At 56.7% G+C, this 18205-nt stretch carries 16 protein-coding genes; 10 read left to right on the top strand and 6 right to left on the bottom strand.

What is annotated here, in order from left to right:
* Positions 1 to 151: 151 nt before the first annotated feature.
* Positions 152 to 2566 (bottom strand): putative ABC transporter permease subunit YbbP, encoded by a 2415-nt coding sequence (ybbP, locus tag BH714_RS01185; protein ID WP_040016806.1) that lies wholly within the window; start codon positions 2564 to 2566, stop codon positions 152 to 154.
* Positions 2563 to 3249, bottom strand: coding sequence for a putative ABC transporter ATP-binding protein YbbA (gene ybbA / locus BH714_RS01180; protein ID WP_014168931.1), 687 nt, complete (start codon positions 3247 to 3249; stop codon positions 2563 to 2565). Before ybbA ends, ybbP begins: the two co-directional genes overlap by 4 nt.
* Here ybbA and tesA point away from each other — a divergent pair.
* From tesA to BH714_RS01165, 3 genes are read left to right on the top strand one after another with little or no spacing between them, the layout of a single operon-like run.
* A complete protein-coding gene (gene tesA, locus BH714_RS01175) occupies positions 3220 to 3843 on the top strand; it encodes a multifunctional acyl-CoA thioesterase I/protease I/lysophospholipase L1 (RefSeq protein ID WP_025206538.1) in 624 nt (207 codons plus the stop codon). The two genes, ybbA and tesA, sit on opposite strands and share 30 nt — an antisense overlap.
* On the top strand, positions 3833 to 4642 hold the full coding sequence (locus BH714_RS01170) for an SDR family oxidoreductase (RefSeq protein WP_014168929.1): 810 nt from the start codon (positions 3833 to 3835) through the stop codon (positions 4640 to 4642). The genes tesA and BH714_RS01170 overlap by 11 nt, the downstream gene beginning before the upstream one ends.
* A gap of 58 nt (positions 4643 to 4700) precedes the next feature.
* Positions 4701 to 5555, top strand: coding sequence for a co-chaperone YbbN (locus tag BH714_RS01165; protein ID WP_025204830.1), 855 nt, complete (start codon positions 4701 to 4703; stop codon positions 5553 to 5555).
* A gap of 49 nt (positions 5556 to 5604) precedes the next feature.
* On the opposite strand, the gene fetB is transcribed toward BH714_RS01165, so the two are convergent.
* The gene (gene fetB / locus BH714_RS01160) at positions 5605 to 6387 is read right to left on the bottom strand and encodes an iron efflux ABC transporter permease subunit FetB (protein WP_020885171.1); all 783 of its coding nucleotides are present in this window, start codon (positions 6385 to 6387) and stop codon (positions 5605 to 5607) included.
* Positions 6380 to 7051 (bottom strand): iron efflux ABC transporter ATP-binding subunit FetA, encoded by a 672-nt coding sequence (gene fetA, locus BH714_RS01155; protein ID WP_040016805.1) that lies wholly within the window; start codon positions 7049 to 7051, stop codon positions 6380 to 6382. Before fetA ends, fetB begins: the two co-directional genes overlap by 8 nt.
* Before the next feature lie 217 nt (positions 7052 to 7268).
* On the opposite strand from fetA, the gene BH714_RS01150 reads away from it, so the two are divergent.
* Together BH714_RS01150 and BH714_RS01145 are read left to right on the top strand one after the other, a co-directional pair.
* A complete protein-coding gene (locus tag BH714_RS01150) occupies positions 7269 to 8183 on the top strand; it encodes an SPFH domain-containing protein (RefSeq protein WP_014168925.1) in 915 nt (304 codons plus the stop codon).
* The gene (locus BH714_RS01145) at positions 8180 to 8638 is read left to right on the top strand and encodes an NfeD family protein (protein ID WP_014168924.1); all 459 of its coding nucleotides are present in this window, start codon (positions 8180 to 8182) and stop codon (positions 8636 to 8638) included. The genes BH714_RS01150 and BH714_RS01145 overlap by 4 nt, the downstream gene beginning before the upstream one ends.
* Here BH714_RS01145 and cueR read toward each other — a convergent pair.
* Positions 8629 to 9039 (bottom strand): Cu(I)-responsive transcriptional regulator, encoded by a 411-nt coding sequence (gene cueR, locus BH714_RS01140; RefSeq protein ID WP_040016804.1) that lies wholly within the window; start codon positions 9037 to 9039, stop codon positions 8629 to 8631. The genes BH714_RS01145 and cueR overlap by 10 nt on opposite strands.
* A gap of 108 nt (positions 9040 to 9147) precedes the next feature.
* On the opposite strand from cueR, the gene copA reads away from it, so the two are divergent.
* The 3 genes from copA to ybaK all read left to right on the top strand — a co-directional run bounded on the left by copA (position 9148) and on the right by ybaK (position 13170).
* Entirely contained in the window at positions 9148 to 11646 is a 2499-nt protein-coding gene (gene copA / locus BH714_RS01135) for a copper-exporting P-type ATPase CopA (protein WP_040016803.1), read from the top strand.
* Positions 11647 to 11696: 50 nt separating this feature from the next.
* The gene (locus BH714_RS01130) at positions 11697 to 12491 is read left to right on the top strand and encodes a TraB/GumN family protein (RefSeq protein WP_040016802.1); all 795 of its coding nucleotides are present in this window, start codon (positions 11697 to 11699) and stop codon (positions 12489 to 12491) included.
* Positions 12492 to 12690: 199 nt separating this feature from the next.
* Positions 12691 to 13170: a Cys-tRNA(Pro)/Cys-tRNA(Cys) deacylase YbaK gene (gene ybaK / locus BH714_RS01125; protein ID WP_020885175.1), complete on the top strand. Its 480-nt coding sequence runs from the start codon at positions 12691 to 12693 to the stop codon at positions 13168 to 13170.
* Positions 13171 to 13259: 89 nt separating this feature from the next.
* On the opposite strand, the gene ushA is transcribed toward ybaK, so the two are convergent.
* The gene (gene ushA / locus BH714_RS01120) at positions 13260 to 14912 is read right to left on the bottom strand and encodes a bifunctional UDP-sugar hydrolase/5'-nucleotidase UshA (protein ID WP_014168919.1); all 1653 of its coding nucleotides are present in this window, start codon (positions 14910 to 14912) and stop codon (positions 13260 to 13262) included.
* Between the two features lie 169 nt (positions 14913 to 15081).
* Here ushA and BH714_RS01115 point away from each other — a divergent pair, with 169 nt between their 5' ends.
* Both BH714_RS01115 and ybaL read left to right on the top strand, forming a co-directional pair.
* A complete protein-coding gene (locus BH714_RS01115; RefSeq protein ID WP_040016801.1) occupies positions 15082 to 16290 on the top strand; it encodes an MFS transporter in 1209 nt (402 codons plus the stop codon).
* Positions 16291 to 16519: 229 nt separating this feature from the next.
* On the top strand, positions 16520 to 18196 hold the full coding sequence (gene ybaL / locus BH714_RS01110) for a YbaL family putative K(+) efflux transporter (RefSeq protein WP_014168917.1): 1677 nt from the start codon (positions 16520 to 16522) through the stop codon (positions 18194 to 18196).
* Positions 18197 to 18205: the final 9 nt, after the last annotated feature.

Below are 18205 nucleotides of genomic sequence, written 5' to 3'. Positions count from 1 at the left end.
TTTAGCAGGTGAATATTAACTGGAAATAATCTTGCTGTGTGCGCGGGTTTTTAATGTTTTGTGCTACTAAACGCATGGGTATTACCGATTTGTGCTGCTAAATTATTACGCACCAGCAGATAAACCGGTGCGTAATTATCACGGATTTGAACTAACTGGCAAACTGAAGGAACAGCGCTTTCCCTTTTAGCAATCGCGTGCCGAGCCAGCCGCCGCACAGCGACAGCAGCACCGCACCGCAGACCGGCAGCGTGAACCACAGTCGCCAGTCAGGCTCCCACGGGAAATCGAAGACGCGGGTCTGCAGCACGGCTAACGCCGTCTCAGCACCCATCGCCGCCACCAGACCCGAGACCAGCCCCAGCAGGGCGAACTCGCTCCACAGCGTGGTGCGCAGCAGTCGCTTACTCGCCCCGAGCGTGCGATAGACCACCAGCTCCTGATGACGCTGCCGCATCCCGACCTGCACCTGGGCCAGCAGCAACAGTACGCCGCAGATCGTCACCAGCACCACCATAACCTCCAGTGCCCGGCTGACCTGCTCCAGCACCTGCCCGACCTGTTTAAGGATCGCGCCAATATCCAGCAGGCTGACCGTCGGAAATTCGCGGTTCAGCCGGGTCAGCATACCGTTGCCGTTTTCCCAGCGGAAACTGGTGAGCCAGCTTTGCGGCTGCCCGTCCAGTGCGCCTGCGGGGAAAATAAAGAAGAAGTTCGGCCGCAGGCTTTCCCAGTCCACCTTACGCAGGCTGGTGACCTTAGCGCTAAAGTCCTGGGTATCGCCGGTAAAGGTCACGCTGTCGCCCAGCCTGACGTTCAGGCGCGTCGCCAGCCCCTCTTCCATCGACACTTCACCCGCTTTCGGCGGCCAGCTGCCGGCGGTAATCGGGTTGTGATCTGGACGTTTCTCCTGCCAGGTCAGGTTCAGTTCGCGGTTAAGCGATTCATCCTTGTTTCCCTCCGTGGACTGGCCGTTGATCTGCGTCAGACGCGCACGGACGATGGGGTAGAACGACTCCGGCACAATCTGGTGTTCCGCCAGGAACGTCTTCAGCGGTGTCACCTGCTCAGGGGCGATATTGATCAGGAAATAGTTCGGGCTTTCCGGCGGAAGCTGCTGTTGCCAGCGATCCAGCAGATCGCCGCGCAGCACCAGCAGCAGTGCCAGCAGCATAAACGACAGCGAAAAGGCAGACAGCTGACTCAGCGTAGACCAGGGCTGGTGCAGCAGACGGTTCACCGCCAGCCGCACGGGAAGCGACTTCACCGTCAGCTTTTTAAGCACATTAAGGAGCACCCAGCCGACCACACCACACAGCAGCGCCAGCACCACCGCCCCGGCCAGTACGGCCCACAGCAGCGTGCTGCCGCCCATCAGCCAGGCCAACAACCCAACCGACACCGCAACAATGACAGGAAGATAGAACTTCAGCGGCCAGACGTTGGCCACCACGTCACGGCGCAGCACGCGCAGCGGCTGCGTCGCGAGCAACAGCCGGTACGGGCGAAGCCCCACCAGCACCGAGATCACCATCATCGCGCCAATCGCCCACAGCCACGGCCAGAGGCTGGCCGGTGGAAGTGCGGCAGGCAGTACCGGTTTCAGCATGACCATCAGCAGCTTTTCAAACAGCAGCCCCATCGCCCCACCGGTGAGTGCTGACAACACCAGCAGCATCAGCCACTGGCCGACAATCAGCTTACGCAGCTGGGCGCTGCCCGCGCCAAGGGTTTTGAGGATCGCCACCAGATCGTATCGGCTGCGGCAGTAGTGCCCCATGGCCACCGCCACCGCCGCCACGGCCAGCAGCAGGGTTAACAGCGCTGAAAGCAGCAGGAACTGCTGAGACCGTTCGAGAGATTTACCAAGCGCCCCTTCGTCCTGCTCCAGTCCGTACCAGCGGTGCTCCGGTTTTAACTGCGGCAGCAGCCATTTTTCATACGTGTCAAGCTGGGCGGGCGTTCCCGCAAACTTATAGCGCCAGGTGACGCGGCTTCCCGGCTGCACGGCATGGGTATTCGCCACATCAGCGGTATTCATCAGCAAGCGCGGGGCAAGCTGGAACGGGTTAAAGCCGGAGTCAGGTTCCTGAATCACTTCCCCGGCGATACGGAGCGTGGCGTCACCCACGTCGATGCTGTCACCCGTTTTCAGGTTCAGCAGCGCCATTAAACGTGGCGCCAGCAGTACCGTGCCCGGTTTCGGCTTTAACCCAGGCGGGCTGGTCTGCAGTTCACCGTACAGCGGGTAAAGGTCGTCGACGGCTTTGACGCTCGCCAGCTGCGGCGTATCGCCGGCAAAGGTCATGGTCTGAAAGCTCAGCTGTTCCCCCACCTTCAGCCCACGCTTACGCGCCTCGTCAAGCCAGCCCGGCGGGACGGGACGCGAGCTTTGCAGCGCCCTGTCTCCGGCCATAAACTCGCGGCTTTGCTGGCTTAACCCTTTCTCCATGCGATCGCTGACGCTGCCCAACGCCAGCACGCAGGCTACCGCCAGGCTTAACGCCATCCAGACAATCAACAGCGTGGGCGAGCGCCATTCGCGCCAGAACCAGCGGGCAATCATGCTTCCTCCTGCAGTTCACCGTTAACCAGCCGCAGGCGACGGTCGCAGCGGGCAGCCAGTTGCGGATCGTGGGTCACCAGAATCAGCGTGGTCCCGTGTTCGCGGTTGAGCGAAAAGAGCAGGTCGGCAATTTTATCCCCGGTCTTTCGGTCGAGGTTTCCGGTAGGCTCATCCGCAAACAGCACGTCCGGGCGGCCGTTAAACGCCCGGGCCAGGGCCACACGCTGTTGCTCCCCGCCGGAAAGCTGCGCCGGAAGATGGTCGAGGCGTTTGCCAAGCCCAAGCTGCTCCAGCAATGCCTTCGCGTGGGCGCGACTTTCACGGCTGTTACCGCCGCGCAGCAGTGCCGGCAGTTCAACGTTTTCCAGCGCATTGAGCGTCGGGATCAGCATGAAGGACTGAAAGACAAACCCGATATGACGTGCGCGGAGCGCGGCACGCGCCTCTTCATCAAGCTGATGCAGCGGTTGCCCGACCAGGTTGACCTCTCCACTGCTGCCGTCGTCCAGACCGGCTAAAATGGCCAGCAGCGTGGACTTCCCGGAACCGGACTCGCCAATCAGCGCAATGGTTTCGGCGCGTTTGACAACGAGTTCAACTCCGGTGAGGATGGAAAGCTCGTGTTCCCCCTGACCGACGGACTTCTTAAGACGATGAACTTCAACAATGTTTTCCGCTGGCATTTGCCCTTCCTGTTTTTAATCCTGATGACCTTCCGCGCGGCGGCAGCGGACACGTTACTGGTTCTCGGTGACAGCCTGAGTGCAGGCTATCGCATGGCGGCCAACGCGGCCTGGCCAGCTCTGCTCAATGACAAATGGCAGAGTAAGACAACGGTTATTAATGGCAGCATCAGCGGTGATACCTCGCAGCAAGGCTTGTCGCGCCTGCCAGCCTTGCTCAAACAGCATCAACCGCGATGGGTGCTGGTTGAGCTGGGCGGTAATGATGGCTTGCGTGGTTTCCAGCCTCAGCAAACGGAACAGACCCTGCGCACGATCCTTAAGGATATTAAGGCCGCGAATGCGCAACCGCTGCTGATGCAAATTCGCCTGCCCGCCAACTATGGACGTCGGTATAATGAAGCCTTTAGCGCGATCTACCCAAAGCTTGCAAACGAGTTTGATATTCCGCTGCTGCCATTTTTTATGGAAGAGGTCTATCTCAAACCCCAGTGGATGCAAGACGATGGGATCCACCCCAATCGCGATGCGCAGCCGTTTATTGCCGACTGGATGGCAACACGGCTGGCCCCTTTAGTTAAACATGACTCCTAATTCAGCGGAGATCCTGACAGGTAAAGTTATGCAAAAATCGGTCTTAATTACAGGATGTTCCAGCGGAATCGGTCTTGAAAGTGCACTCGAATTGAAGCGTCAGGGATATTGGGTACTGGCGGCCTGCCGTAAACCCGACGACGTCGAACGCATGAACGGGCTGGGCTTTACCGGTGTGTTACTGGATTTAGACTCACCGGAAAGCGTGGAACGCGCAGCCGATGAGGTGCTGGCCCTGACCGACAACCGTCTGTACGGTCTTTTTAACAATGCCGGTTACGGCGTGTATGGTCCCCTGGACACGCTCACCCGCGAGCAGCTGGAAAAACAGTTTTCCACCAATTTCTTTGGCGTCCATCAGCTCACCATGCGCCTGCTCCCCGCCATGCTGCCGCACGGTGAAGGACGCATTGTGATGACCTCCTCCGTGATGGGGCTGATTTCAACCCCGGGCCGCGGGGCCTATGCCGCCAGCAAATATGCGCTGGAGGCCTGGTCCGATGCCCTGCGCATGGAATTGCGTCACAGCGGCATTAAGGTCAGCCTGATTGAGCCGGGCCCTATCCGCACCCGCTTTACGGAAAACGTTAACCAGACCCAGGCGGATAAACCGGTCGAAAACCCCGGTATCGCCGCACGCTTTACGCTCGGGCCGGAAGCAGTCGTCGCTAAAGTGCGCCATGCTTTTGAGAGCGAAAACCCAAAAATGCGCTATCCGGTGACGCTGGTAACCCATGCGGTAGGCTGGTTAAAACGCCTGCTGCCGGGCCGGATGATGGACAAAATTTTACACGGTTGAGTTGAAGCGTCGTCGCTAACCCCCATGTAAATAACAAACCGATAAAAGAGAAGGCCGCATGTCCGTACAGAATATCGTCAATATTACTGAAGCAAACCTGCAACAGACCCTCGAACAGTCCATGACCAAACCGGTGCTGTTCTACTTCTGGTCTGAGCGTAGCCAACACTGTCTGCAGCTGACGCCGGTACTCGAAAGCCTTGCCGCGCAATACAATGGCCAGTTCATTCTCGCCAAACTGGATTGTGACGCTGAGCCTATGGTGGCGTCTCAGTTTGGCCTGCGCGCGATTCCTACCGTCTATCTGTTCCAGAATGGGCAACCTGTTGATGGCTTCCAGGGGCCACAGCCTGAAGAAGCGATCCGCGCCCTGCTGGATAAAGTCCTGCCACGCGAGGAAGAGCTGAAGGCGCAGGAAGCCATGGGACTGATGCAGGAAGGCAAATACGACGAAGCGCTGCCGCTGCTCAAAGAGGCGTGGCAGCTGTCGAAACAGGACAGCCAGATTGGCCTGCTCCTTGCGGAAACGCAGATTGCCCTGCACCGTTCCGACGATGCAGAAGCTGTGCTGAAGACCATTCCACTGCAGGATCAGGATACCCGTTATCAGGGTCTGGTCGCGCAGATCGATCTGCTGAAACAGGCGGCGGATACGCCGGAGATCCAGCAGCTTCAACAGCAGGTTGCCGATAACCCGACCGATGCCGCGCTGGCAAGCCAGCTGGCGCTGCAGCTGCATCAGGTGGGACGTAACGAAGAAGCGCTGGCACTGCTGTTCAGCCATCTGCAAAACGATCTGGGTGCCGCCGACGGTCAGGCGCGGAAAATGTTCCAGGAGATCCTGGCCGCGCTGGGCACCGGCGATGCGCTGGCGTCGACGTACCGCCGTCAGCTGTACGCCCTGCTCTACTGATGAACAGGCCCGGTGCCGTTTGCGCTCACCGGGCCTGCACAAGAGGCGGTCACCCCGCCTTTTTCAACTGCGTCACCACCAGCTGATGGCGCGCGTTGTAGAACTTCCGATAGGTTAAATAGCAGGCAATGATGGTCGACAGGCTGGCCGTAGAGAGCAGCATAAAGGTCACCATGATCTGATATTTAATGGCTTTGACCGGATCGATACCGGCAAAAATCAGCCCCGACATCATTCCCGGCAGGCTAACCAGCCCAACCGTTTTTGCGGAATCCACCGTTGGGATCAGCGACGAGCGGATGCTGTCGCGGATCAGTACCGCCGAGGCCATTTTCGGTGTCGCCCCCAGACTTAATTTCTCCTGCAGCTTCTGTTGTTCACTGCTAAATCGCTGGCCGAGGTTGTTGTAACACAGTCCTACAGCCACCATAGCGTTCCCCGCAATCATCCCGGAAATAGGGATAACCTGCATTGGCGTAAACTCGATTGAGCCGGACACCACCAGCACCGCCAGCGTCAGCGCCGTCCCGGTTGTAATGGCGATAAACGATGAGACAAACGCTTTATCGATATACTTACTGCGTTTCTGCGCGTTCCACGCCGCGTTAAAGCAGATAAACAGCACCATCAGGAGCGTCAGCACCGCGTGGTTGACGTTAAAAATATACTTCAGCACATAGCCGACAATAATGAGCTGGATAACCGCGCGGCAGATACTCCAGATAATATCTTTCTCCAGACCCAGCTTTTCCCGGTAGCTCACCACAATAGCGATCAGTACCAGTACCATCGAAAACGCCAGCGACGTATTCGTAATATTATGCTCACCCACGGTTTGCCTCCTGCATTTTCCCGCCCTGCGGCTCAAGCGTAATGACGTCATCCGCATGGGTAATTTCGTTTGAATCGTGCGTAACCCACAGCACGGCAATATTCTGCTCGCTTGCGTAACGATGAATAATCTCGTTAACGTTGCGTTTGTTCAGCTCATCCAGCGCGCTGGTGATCTCGTCCAGTAACAATATCTTCGGCAAAAACTGCAGATTGCGAATCAGCGAAACGCGCTGCTTTTCGCCGCCCGATAATTCATTGATGGATTTAGTCAGCGTCTCTTTCGACAGGCCAAAGCGGGCCAGATCGGCGATAAATTTTTCTGGCTCCGGCGTTTTATGACGGATTTGCCACGGAAAGACCAGGTTGTCATAAACCGTGTCCCCAAACAGCGAAGGGGTTTGCACGCAGTAAGAGACCTGCTGGCGATAGCTTTCTGGCGACAGCGTCGCGATATCCTGCCCTTCAAACAGAATAGCGCCCTCAGTAGGGCTGAGCAGTGAAGCGACAATCTTTAATAACGTACTTTTGCCACAGCCTGACGGCCCTGTTATCAGTTTGAACTCACCCGGGGAAAGACAAAAATCGACATGCTGAAGGATCGTGGTATTTGCCACACGAAAACCGACATCCCTGACCTGCAAGAGCGTATTTTTATTGTTCATCATGCATCCTGTAACCACCTTTATTGCAACCACGCGTAGAATAATCCTTTCACGAACGCAGCGCGAATAGGGTGTGTCGATGACTGGAGTAAAGGTTTTACCGGTATTCGTCGCGCCCCCTTCTTTGCAGGGGCGAATTTCAGCCCGATAGCCGATATACTGACTTATAACACACACGCAGTTCCCTTCGTCACAGCATGCAAAACAGGAGGTTTTTATGCTTATCGTTATACCTGTCCTTATTTTCGTTGCGCTGGTTATTGTCGGCGCTGGCGTCAAAATTGTCCCACAGGGGTATCAGTGGACCGTTGAACGCTTTGGCCGCTACACCAACACGCTCCAGCCGGGTTTAAGCCTGATTGTCCCTTTCATGGACAGGATTGGACGTAAAATCAATATGATGGAACAGGTGCTGGATATTCCTTCCCAGGAAGTGATCTCCAAGGATAACGCCAACGTCACCATTGATGCGGTCTGTTTTATACAGGTTATTGATGCGCCAAAAGCGGCCTATGAAGTCAGCAATCTGGAGCTGGCTATCGTAAATCTGACGATGACCAACATTCGTACCGTGCTCGGTTCAATGGAGCTGGATGAAATGCTCTCTCAGCGCGACAGCATTAACACCCGCCTGCTGCACATTGTCGACGAGGCCACCAACCCGTGGGGGATCAAAGTTACCCGTATTGAGATCCGTGACGTGCGCCCACCGGCAGAGCTGATCGCCTCCATGAACGCGCAGATGAAAGCGGAACGGACCAAACGCGCCTACATTCTGGAAGCTGAAGGGGTACGTCAGGCAGAGATCCTGAAAGCCGAAGGGGAAAAACAGTCGCAGATCCTGAAAGCGGAAGGTGAACGCCAGTCTGCCTTCTTACAGGCGGAAGCCCGTGAACGTTCTGCAGAAGCGGAAGCCCGCGCCACCCAGATGGTCTCTGAAGCAATTGCAGCAGGTGATATCCAGGCGGTGAACTACTTTGTTGCGCAAAAATACACTGACGCGCTGAAAGAGATTGGCTCCGCGAACAACAGCAAAGTGGTGATGATGCCGCTGGATGCCAGCAGCCTGATGGGCTCCATCGCCGGGATCACTGAACTTATCAAAGACAGCGGAAACGAGCGCAAAAAATGATTGAGCTAATCGTCGCACATCCTCATGCATTCTGGCTAAGCCTCGGTGGCTTATTGCTGGCCGCGGAGATGCTTGGCGGCAACGGTTACCTGCTCTGGAGCGGTGTTGCCGCTGTCATTACCGGGTTAGTGGTCTGGCTACTGCCCCTGGACTGGGCGTGGCAGGGGGCATTATTTGCCGTGCTGACGCTGTTGGCCGCCTGGCTGTGGTGGCGCTGGCTTAACCGCCAGGTGACAGAGCAGAAACCGCTCGACGCCCACCTCAATCAGCGCGGGCAGCAGATTGTCGGCAAACGTTTTACGCTCGACACGGCGCTGGTTAACGGGCGCGGACATATGCGCGTGGGCGACAGTTCATGGCCCGTGGTGGCCGACGATGACCTCAGCGCCGGCACGCAGGTTGAGGTCATTGCGGTGGAAGGGATAACCCTGCGGGTTAAAGCCTGTCAGGCATGAGCCTTACGATGACAGCAGCCGGACAGATTATCGATAATCGGGCAGTCGGCGCTGTCATCCCCCGGACAGGATTCCGCCAGCGCCAGAAGCTGCTGACGCATCGCCTGTAACTCGGTAATGTGGCGTTCAATCTCAGCCACTTTCTCCAGCGTACGTTTTTTCACGTCTGCGCTATGGCGCGCCGGATCGTTGAATAAGGTGACCAGCTCGCCGCACTCTTCAAGGTTAAATCCCACCTGCCGCGCCTGGCGCAGCAGCGTCAGTTCATCAAGATGCCGTTGCGTATAACTGCGGTAGCCATTTTCACTGCGCAGCGGCGGTGTCACCAGCCCCTTCTCTTCATAAAAACGGATCGCTTTGCTGGTCAATCCGGTTTTTTTCGCAACATCACTGATATTCACATTTCCCCCTTGACCTTCCCCTTGATGGAAGGTTTAACCTTCATAACAGTTAGCGAAAAGCGTTATGCCGGTCAACATCTGACCAGATCATTATACGGGAGTTTTGTTATGTCTCACACTATTGACCTGACACTGGACGGCCTCTCCTGCGGCCACTGTGTCAAACGCGTTAAAGAAAGTCTGGAACAGCGTCCTGATGTAGACAGCGCTGAAGTGACCCTTGATCACGCCGCCGTCACCGGTAGCGCCAGTGCGGATGCGCTGATTGATACGATCAAACAGGCTGGTTATGGGGCGGAGCTGAGCCACCCAAAGGCTAAACCGCTGGCAGAGTCATCATCCCCGTCGGAAGCACTGACAGCGGCCACTCCTGAGCTTCCGGTAGCTGATGATATTGATGACAGCCAACAGCTGCTGATCAACGGCATGAGCTGCGCCAGCTGCGTCTCCCGGGTACAAAATGCCTTGCAGGCTGTACCGGGTGTCGCGCAGGCACGGGTCAATCTTGCGGAGCGTACTGCGCTGGTGATGGGCAGTGCCTCCGCCGCAGATTTAGTGCAGGCCGTTGAAAAAGCGGGCTACGGCGCAGAGGCCATCGAAGATGACCTCAAACGTCGTGAACGCCAGCAGGAAACGGCCGTCGCCACCATGAAACGCTTCCGCTGGCAGGCCATCGTCGCGCTGCTGGTTGGGGTGCCGGTCATGGTGTGGGGTATGATCGGTGACAATATGATGGTCACCGACGATAACCGCACGCTGTGGCTGGTCATTGGGTTGATTACGCTTGCCGTGATGGTCTTCGCAGGCGGTCACTTCTACTCCAGCGCCTGGAAAAGCCTGAAAAATCGCACCGCGACGATGGATACCCTTGTCGCACTCGGCACGGGTGCGGCGTGGCTGTACTCCATGAGCGTCAACGTCTGGCCCCAGTGGTTCCCGATGGAAGCGCGTCATCTCTATTATGAAGCGAGCGCGATGATTATCGGCCTGATTAACCTCGGCCATATGCTTGAAGCGCGCGCCCGTCAGCGCTCCTCCAAAGCGCTGGAGCGCCTGCTGGATTTAACCCCACCGACCGCGCGCGTCGTGACGGATACGGGTGAAAAAAATGTCCCATTGGCTGAAGTTCAACCCGGCATGACGCTGCGCCTGACCACCGGCGACCGCGTTCCCGTCGACGGTGAAATCACTCAGGGCGAAGCCTGGTTTGACGAAGCGATGCTGACCGGCGAACCCGTCCCGCAACAGAAAGCCCAGGGCGATGCCATTCATGCCGGTACGGTGGTGCAGGACGGTAGCGTGCTTTTCACCGCCAGTGCGGTCGGCAGCCATACCACGCTGTCACGCATTATTCGTATGGTGCGTCAGGCACAGAGCAGTAAGCCGGAAATTGGTCAGCTGGCCGATAAAATCTCCGCCATTTTTGTGCCGGTCGTGGTCGGTATCGCGCTGCTGAGCGCGGCTATCTGGTATGTCTTCGGCCCGGCACCGCAAATTGTTTATACCCTGGTGATTGCCACCACGGTGCTGATCATTGCCTGTCCTTGCGCGCTCGGTCTTGCCACGCCAATGTCGATCATCTCAGGCGTAGGCCGTGCCGCTGAATTTGGTGTGCTGGTACGGGATGCCGATGCGTTACAGCGGGCGAGCACGCTGGACACGCTGGTGTTTGATAAAACCGGCACGCTGACGGAAGGGAAACCGCAGGTAGTGGCCGTGATAACCGCAGGCATCACGCAGGATGACGCACTGCGTCTCGCCGCGGCGCTTGAACAAGGCTCCAGCCACCCGCTGGCCCACGCCATTATTGAGAAAGCCGGGAATGCCAGCCTGCCGCAGGTGAGCAATTTCCGCACCCTGCGCGGTTTAGGCGTCAGCGGTACCGCCGAAGGGCACACGCTGCTGCTGGGGAATCAGGCACTGCTGAAGGAGCATGGCGTTGAGACCTCCGCCCTGGAACAAGACCTGAAAGCTCAGGCCTCTCAGGGCGCAACCCCGGTTCTGCTTGCCGTTGATGGCAAGGCCGCGGCGCTGCTGGCGATTCGCGATCCGCTACGTCAGGACAGCGTGCAGGCGTTGCAACGCCTGCATCGCGCGGGCTATCGCCTGGTGATGTTGACCGGGGATAATCCTGTGACGGCGAACGCCATCGCCCGGGAAGCAGGGATTGACGAGGTCATTGCCGGGGTGTTACCTGACGGCAAAGCAGATGCCATCAAGACGCTGCAAAGCCAGGGTCGCCAGGTGGCGATGGTCGGTGACGGGATTAACGATGCGCCGGCGCTGGCACAGGCAGAAGTGGGTATTGCGATGGGGGGCGGTAGCGATGTCGCCATTGAGACGGCCGCCATCACCCTGATGCGTCACAGCCTGATGGGCGTTGCGGACGCGCTAGCGATTTCAAAAGCCACCTTGCGCAACATGAAGCAGAACCTGCTGGGCGCCTTCGTCTACAACTCGCTCGGTATCCCGATTGCTGCCGGTATTTTGTGGCCGCTGACCGGCACGCTGCTGAACCCGGTTGTCGCGGGTGCGGCGATGGCACTCTCGTCCATTACCGTGGTGAGCAACGCAAACCGGTTGTTGCGGTTTAAACCGAAAGATTGAACCTTCTTCTCCTACGCGCTAGCATGAACCTTTCCGTTTATGGAGCGCGTATGAGTCTGTTTAATCGTATAAAAACATCGTTTCGCGCCCTCTTCCCCCGCCGTTATGCCTGGCCCGGCATGGATATCTCGCTTCCCGGCGGGCAGCACCTTCACCTGGTGGGCAGCATCCATATGGGCACGCAGGATATGTCCCCGCTGCCAGCCGGTCTGATGAAACTGCTGAAGAGCGCCGATGCGCTGGTCGTTGAAGCGGATATTTCGGGCCAGACGTCGCCGTTTGCCGGCCTCGAAAGCGATCTCCCCCTGGCTGAACGTCTGAACGACACGCAGTTTGCTGAACTGACGCGCGTCGCAGATGAGACGGGCGTGTCGCTCTCCATGCTGGACACACTGCCGCTGTGGCAAATCGCGATGGTCCTGCAGGCGACCCAGGCGCAGCGTCTGGGGCTACGCGGGGATTACGGTATTGATTACCAGCTGTTGAATGCCGCGAGAGCACGCCATTTGTCAGTCATTGAGCTCGAAGGCACGGACAGCCAGATAGCCCTGCTGCGCCAGCTTCCTGATGATGGGTTGATGCTGCTGGATGATACCCTGACCCACTGGCACACCAACGCGCGTCTGTTGCAAACGATGATCGGCTGGTGGCTGAATGCGCCACCCACGGACGATAAACTGGCGCTGCCGTCGACGTTCAGTGAATCGTTGTATGATGTGCTGATGAACGAGCGCAACAAAGCCTGGCAGCAGACGCTACATGCGTTGCCTGCGGGGCGTTACGTGGTCGCTGTCGGGGCGTTACATTTGTACGGAGAAGGGAATTTGCCGTCACTGCTGAAATAAAAAAATGGCCAATATTTCTATTGGCCCGTCAAAGAGGAATTTCATCGTTTTTATTATGCCGAAGGAGACCTTCGGTTGAGCCGATTGTCGCTCAAAGTGACCATCACTGCCAATACTATTGCGCAAGATGGTGCTATTTTTTAGACAAACGTCAGGCGTATGCTGTCAGCATGAATTGTCTGTCGTAAGAAGGATAGCTATGACTCCCGCCGTTAAATTACTCGAAAAAAACAACATTCCCTTTCGGATCCACACCTACGATCACGATCCCAGCGAAACGAATTTTGGTGATGAAGTGGTGCGCAAACTGGGGCTGAACGCCGATCGGGTTTATAAGACGCTGCTGGTGGCGGTGAACGGTGATATGAAACACCTCGCCGTTGCGGTAACGCCCGTTGCCGGGCAGCTGGATCTCAAGAAAGTGGCCAAAGCGCTGGGGGCAAAGAAGGTGGATATGGCCGATCCGATGGTTGCGCAACGCACTACCGGCTACCTTGTTGGCGGTATCAGCCCGCTCGGGCAGAAAAAACGCCTGCCGACGCTGATTGATGCCCCTTCGCAGACGTTCGACACCATTTATATTTCCGGCGGCAAACGCGGGCTGGATATTGAACTGTCCGCAGGCGATCTGGCGAAAATACTGGACGCGACATTTGCGGATATTGCGCGACGGGATTGAGGAAGTGGCCCGGAGGCACTGTGCTTACCGGGCCGACGATTCTCATACAGGCCGGGTCAGGCGTAGCCGCCCCCCGGCACAAAACCGCACTACTGCCAGCTCACCTCGCCTTTCGGCTCATAGGTATTCACGTCGATCGGTGAATTCTGCTCGATGAACTGCTTCAGCACCTCCGCATCGATAAACCCGGTATTCACATAGCCCGGTTTATTGTCGATATGCGGATAACCGTCACCACCGGTGGCGTTAAAGCTTAATGTTGCCATGCGGTAGGTTTTGGCAGGGTCGACCGGCTCGCCTTTGATTTTGAGGTCGTTGAGCTTGCCGTCCTTCGCCACAAAGCTGACGTTGGCAAACTGCGGATAAGCGCCGGAATCCGGCTTCATCTGCGCCACGGCGGTGAGATAGTCAATCACCTCTTTACCGCTCATGTCGACATACACCACGATGTTACCGAACGGCTGAACCTTCAGCACATCTTTATAGGTGATGTTTCCGCCTTCGATGGAGTCGCGGATGCCGCCGCCGCTCATCACGCCAAAATCGGCATTTGTGCGCGCCATTTGTGCCGCCAGCACCAGATGCCCCATATTGGTCTGCACAAAGCGAACTTTGCTGCGGTCCCCTTCCAGACGACCATTCAGCGTACCAATCTTCACGTCCAGCTGCGCCTTGCCTTTATTCTGGAAGGGCGTCAGCAGGGAGAGCATCTGCGCGTTCTCGGCAATTTCCGGGGTGTAGAGTACGCGTTCACTCTTCCCGTCAGGGTAAGTCACTTTCTTCTTCAGGTTGACCGGAATGAGCTGATAGTGCACCAGCTTCATCTCGCCGTTACGGAACTCAAAGTCCGCACGCCCCACGTATTTACCCCATTCGTGCGCCTGCACAATCCAGATACCGTTCTGACGGTCCGGAGCACACGGCGTGCCTGGCACGTAGTCGACCTGCTTTTTATTCTCTGACGCCATGCAGACCGGGTCTTGTGAATGACCGCCCACAATCATCGCCAGCGAGCCCGCAGGCAGGCTGCGAGCCATCTCCACGTCACCCGGCGCATTCGAGCCGTGCTCACCGTTGTCGTAGTGGCCCATATGGGTGGTGGCAATAATGACATCCGGCTTTTCGTTCTGCTGCAATTCCTGAATGACCAGCTTCGCTTCGTCTGCCGGTTTACGGAATTCGATATCGGTAAAGAACTCAGGGTTGCCGATTTTCGCCGTATCATCGGTGGTTAACCCGATGACCGCAATTTTCAGATCCTGACGCTTAAACAGCGCCCAGGGTTTGAAGAGTCGCTCGCCGGTGCTTTTCTGGTAGATGTTGGCAGAGAGGAACGGGAATTTGGCCCATTTTTCCTGCTGACGCAGCACCGTCAGCGGGTTATCGAATTCATGGTTACCGACGGCCATCGCATCGTAGCCAATAAGATTCATGCCGCGGAAATCAGGCTCCGCATCCTGTAAATCAGATTCCGGCACGCCGGTATTGATATCGCCCCCCGACAGCAGCAGTACGCTGCCCCCCTGGGCTGCCACCTCTTTACGAATGCCATCCACCAGCGTTTTTTGTGCCGACAGACCGTATTCGCCGTATTCACTGCGCCAGAAATGGCCGTGATGATCGTTGGTATGCAGAATGGTGATTTTATAGGTTTTATCTTTTTCATAGGCCTGCACGGGCAGGCTAACCAGACCCCAGGCGGCGATCAGCGCCAGCGCGACGCTCCGCTTCATTAACTTCATCTTCTCTCTCCCTGACCAATAGACAAAGGCAAAAATTACAGTGACTAATAAGAATAGACAAATAAGTTTTCAGAATTGCGACTTTATTCAAATGTCACTGCCGGGTATGTTAGTTGGATAATAATTACACCCTGCATTTCTAATAACAAAAGACGTGGTATTCATCTCTATGGCAATCAGTGAATCAACCCAGCCCGTGTCTGGCGCTCCGGCGTCGCGCACCTCGTTTAAAGTGTTAGGCGCAATCAGTCTTTCACATCTGCTCAACGACATGATCCAGTCGTTGATTCTCGCGATCTACCCGCTACTGCAGTCCGAGTTTTCGTTAACGTTCGTGCAGATCGGGATGATCACCCTGACCTTCCAGCTGGCCTCCTCGCTTCTGCAACCGGTCGTGGGCTACTGGACGGATAAATATCCCATGCCGTGGTCGCTACCGATTGGCATGTGCTTTACCTTGAGCGGGCTGGTGCTGCTGGCAATGGCAGGCAGCTTTGAAGCAGTGCTGATTGCCGCCGCGCTGGTGGGCACGGGGTCGTCGGTCTTTCACCCGGAGTCCTCACGCGTGGCGCGCATGGCCTCCGGGGGCCGTCACGGGCTGGCGCAATCGCTGTTTCAGGTGGGCGGTAACTTTGGCAGCTCCCTCGGCCCACTGCTGGCAGCGGTGATCATCGCTCCGTACGGCAAGGGTAACGTGGCGTGGTTTGTGCTGGCAGCCTTGCTGGCGATTATTGTGCTGATTCAGATCAGCCGCTGGTATGCCGCGCAGCATCGCGTGAACAAAGGTAAACCTAAAGCGAAGGTTATCAATCCCCTTCCTCGCGATAAGGTCATTCTGGCCGTCTCCGTGCTTCTGGTGCTGATTTTCTCGAAATACTTCTATATGGCGAGCATCAGCAGCTATTACACCTTTTACCTGATGCAAAAATTCGGATTATCGGTCCAAAACGCCCAGTTTCACCTGTTTGCCTTCCTGTTTGCGGTGGCTGCAGGGACGGTTATCGGCGGGCCTGTGGGCGATAAAATCGGGCGCAAATACGTCATTTGGGGCTCTATCCTCGGCGTGGCCCCGTTTACCCTTATTTTGCCGTATGCAAGCCTGGAGTGGACGGGGATTCTGACCGTGATTATTGGATTTATCCTCGCCTCGGCGTTTTCCGCCATCCTTGTTTACGCACAGGAGCTGCTGCCAGGCCGTATCGGTATGGTTTCCGGGCTCTTTTTCGGTTTTGCTTTCGGCATGGGCGGCCTTGGTGCGGCAGTGCTGGGCATGATTGCCGACCACACCAGTATCATCCTGGTCTATAAAATCTGTGCTTTCCTGCCGCTTCTGGGGATGTTGACCATATTCCTGCCTGATAACCGTCATAAAGCGTAATATAACGGTCGCTAAAGTTTTACTTTGGCGACCTGACACCCTGATGCCATAAGGGTTTCTTCTGTATCCCCCCGCCTAATTTATCAAAATGCGCTTTTTTACACGCATATTGCTGTTTTATTCAAACTTCAACAATTATTCATAAACATAACGGCAAAAATTGTCATAAACTATTACTCGGTTTTTGGTTTTTTAACCAAATGGAACACCCACAACGAAAGGAGACGGAATGCATCACGCCACACCGCTTATCACCACCATTGTTGGTGGACTTGTGCTCGCTTTTATCCTCGGCATGATTGCCAATAAACTGCGTATTTCGCCTCTGGTGGGCTATTTGTTAGCGGGTGTGCTGGCGGGTCCCTTTACACCAGGTTTCGTGGCGGATACCAAACTGGCGCCCGAACTGGCGGAATTAGGCGTGATTCTGCTGATGTTTGGCGTAGGTCTGCATTTCTCACTGAAGGATCTGATGGCGGTAAAGTCGATCGCCATACCGGGAGCGATCGCACAGATAGCCGTAGCGACGCTGCTGGGAATGGCGCTTTCGACAGTGCTTGGCTGGTCGCTGATGACCGGTATCGTTTTTGGGCTGTGTCTTTCAACCGCCAGTACCGTCGTACTGCTGCGCGCACTTGAGGAGAGGCAGCTTATCGACAGCCAGCGCGGACAAATCGCGATAGGCTGGCTGATTGTGGAAGACCTGGTGATGGTGCTGACGCTGGTGTTGCTGCCTGCCGTCGCCGGTATGATGGAAAAAGAGAGCGTCGGCTTTGCGACGCTGGCGCTGGACATGAGCATCACCATCGGGAAAGTGGTGGCGTTTATCACCATTATGATGCTGGTGGGCCGCCGTCTGGTGCCGTGGATCCTGTCCCGCAGCGCGGCCACCGGCTCCCGTGAGTTGTTTACCCTGTCTGTCCTTGCCCTGGCGCTGGGGATTGCCTTTGGTGCCGTTGAACTGTTCGACGTCTCCTTTGCACTGGGCGCGTTCTTCGCCGGGATGGTGCTGAACGAATCCGAGCTGAGCCACCGTGCGGCGCACGATACGCTGCCGCTGCGCGACGCCTTCGCCGTCCTGTTCTTTGTCTCCGTCGGGATGCTGTTTGATCCGATGGTTCTGGTTCAGCAACCGCTGGCCGTGATGGGCACCCTGGCAATTATTATCTTTGGTAAGTCGGTTGCCGCCTTCTTCCTGGTACGGATGTTTGGCCACTCGCCGCGTACCGCTCTTACCATCGCCGCCAGCCTGGCGCAGATTGGTGAGTTCGCCTTTATTCTGGCAGGCCTGGGTATGGCGCTGAATCTGCTGCCGCAGGCCGGGCAAAACCTGGTCCTCGCCGGAGCGATCCTCTCCATCATGCTGAACCCGGTCCTGTTTGCGTTGCTGGAAAAATACCTCGATAAAACCGAAACGCTGGAAGAGCAGACGCTGGAAGAAGCTATCGAAGAAGAGAAGCAGATCCCGGTGGATATTTGCAATCATGCCCTGCTGGTCGGCTTTGGCCGCGTAGGAAGCCTGCTCGGTGAGAAGCTGATGGCGCAGGGGATCCCGCTGGTGGTGATTGAAACATCACGTACCCGTGTCGACGAGCTGCGCGAGCGCGGCGTTCGCGCGGTGTTGGGCAATGCGGCAAACGAAGAGATCATGAATCTCGCGCATCTGGACTGCGCGCGCTGGTTGCTGCTGACCATTCCAAACGGCTATGAAGCGGGTGAAATTGTGGCGTCCGCACGTGAGAAGTGCCCGAATATTGAGATCATTGCCCGCGCCCATTATGACGATGAGGTGGAGTACATTACCGAACGGGGTGCGGATCAGGTGGTGATGGGTGAACGCGAAATTGCAAAAGCGATGCTGACGCTGTTAACGAAACCGCCGGTTGACGAGGTGGTGACGGGGTAAGTGTGCCTC

Origin of the sequence: Enterobacter ludwigii, assembly GCF_001750725.1 — a bacterium.
Classification (GTDB): Bacteria; Pseudomonadota; Gammaproteobacteria; order Enterobacterales; family Enterobacteriaceae; genus Enterobacter; species Enterobacter ludwigii.
Note: the sequence above shows the minus strand (reverse complement) of the source record. Positions and strands in the feature narration are given on the sequence as shown.